We start from the raw sequence: 1,360 nt of genomic DNA on the forward strand, positions 1-1,360 counted from the left end.
CCCTCAAGATGAGACTTCTCATCATTTAGAGTAAGATCCCTCAGAGACGATGAGGTTGATAGGTTCGAGGTGGAAGCGTGGTGACACGTGTAGCTGACGAATACTAATAGATCGAGGACTTAACTATAATATTTATGTTGTCTTGTTGTACTTCTTATCTAGTTTTGAAGGTACAATTTTTTCTTAAAAATTATTTAAAAAAACACTTGCTTTTCTAGTGAATATTTTATATAATATATCTTGTCCTTGAAAAACGAAACAATGTCTGGTGACAACAGCGAAGAGGTCACACCTGTTCCCATGCCGAACACAGTAGTTAAGCTCTTCAGCGCCCATGGTAGTTGGGGCTTTGCCCCTGCGAGAGTAGGACGTCGCCAGGCTTTACCGGAGGATTAGCTCAGCTGGGAGAGCACCTGCCTTACAAGCAGGGGGTCGCAGGTTCGAGCCCTGCATCCTCCACCATAAGCCGGCCTAGCTCAATTGGTAGAGCAACTGACTTGTAATCAGTAGGTTGGGGGTTCAAGTCCTCTGGCCGGCACCATCTTTTTGCTAAAGTACGAGCCATTAGCTCAGTCGGTAGAGCATCTGACTTTTAATCAGAGGGTCGAAGGTTCAAGTCCTTCATGGCTCACCATTTTAGCGGGTGTGGCGGAATTGGCAGACGCGCTAGACTTAGGATCTAGTGTCTTATGACGTGGGGGTTCAAGTCCCTCCACCCGCATTTCGCGAAAGTAGTTCAGTGGTAGAACACCACCTTGCCAAGGTGGGGGTCGCGGGTTCGAATCCCGTCTTTCGCTCCATTTTTAAGCTTTTTTAAAAAAAGCCAAGCCGGGGTGGCGGAATTGGCAGACGCACAGGACTTAAAATCCTGCGGTAGGTTTCTACCGTGCCGGTTCGAGTCCGGCCCTCGGCACCATATTAGCGCCCGTAGCTCAATTGGATAGAGCGTTTGACTACGGATCAAGAGGTTAGGGGTTCGACTCCTCTCGGGCGCGCCATTACGGGAAGTAGCTCAGCTTGGTAGAGCACTTGGTTTGGGACCAAGGGGTCGCAGGTTCAAATCCTGTCTTCCCGACCATTTTTGTTTTAAAATATATTGTTTTGGGGCCTTAGCTCAGCTGGGAGAGCGCCTGCTTTGCACGCAGGAGGTCAGCGGTTCGATCCCGCTAGGCTCCACCATTTATATTGATCTTTGAAAACTGAACGAAACAACCAGTATGTTAAGTAAGAAACAAGCTAGTATTTTAAATGAGCAACCAAGCTCGCATTTTATGGAGAGTTTGATCTTGGCTCAGGACGAACGCTGGCGGCGTGCCTAATACATGCAAGTCGAGCGCGGGAAGCAAGATGACCCCTTCGG

9 tRNA genes and 3 rRNA genes are annotated in these 1,360 nt (G+C 48.5%); all 12 read left to right on the top strand.

What is annotated here, in order from left to right:
• Positions 1–127, top strand: a 23S ribosomal RNA gene (locus tag D2K40_RS16175); the annotation flags it as partial.
• A gap of 137 nt (positions 128–264) precedes the next feature.
• A 5S ribosomal RNA gene (gene rrf, locus D2K40_RS16180) occupies positions 265–380 on the top strand.
• A 6-nt stretch (positions 381–386) separates the two neighbouring features.
• Positions 387–462: transfer RNA gene (locus D2K40_RS16185), tRNA-Val, on the top strand.
• Between the two features lie 3 nt (positions 463–465).
• Positions 466–541, top strand: a tRNA-Thr gene (locus D2K40_RS16190).
• A gap of 17 nt (positions 542–558) precedes the next feature.
• Positions 559–634: transfer RNA gene (locus D2K40_RS16195), tRNA-Lys, on the top strand.
• Positions 635–639: 5 nt separating this feature from the next.
• Positions 640–721: transfer RNA gene (locus D2K40_RS16200), tRNA-Leu, on the top strand.
• A gap of 4 nt (positions 722–725) precedes the next feature.
• A tRNA-Gly gene (locus D2K40_RS16205) sits at positions 726–800 on the top strand.
• Positions 801–827: 27 nt separating this feature from the next.
• Positions 828–916, top strand: a tRNA-Leu gene (locus tag D2K40_RS16210).
• Positions 917–921: 5 nt separating this feature from the next.
• A tRNA-Arg gene (locus D2K40_RS16215) sits at positions 922–998 on the top strand.
• 3 nt (positions 999–1,001) lie between these two features.
• Positions 1,002–1,078, top strand: a tRNA-Pro gene (locus D2K40_RS16220).
• A gap of 25 nt (positions 1,079–1,103) precedes the next feature.
• Positions 1,104–1,179 (top strand) — tRNA-Ala (locus D2K40_RS16225).
• 89 nt (positions 1,180–1,268) lie between these two features.
• A 16S ribosomal RNA gene (locus D2K40_RS16230) occupies positions 1,269–1,360 on the top strand; the annotation flags it as partial.

The organism is Paraliobacillus quinghaiensis (genome assembly GCF_003426025.1).
GTDB lineage: Bacteria > Bacillota > Bacilli > Bacillales > Amphibacillaceae > Paraliobacillus_A > Paraliobacillus_A quinghaiensis.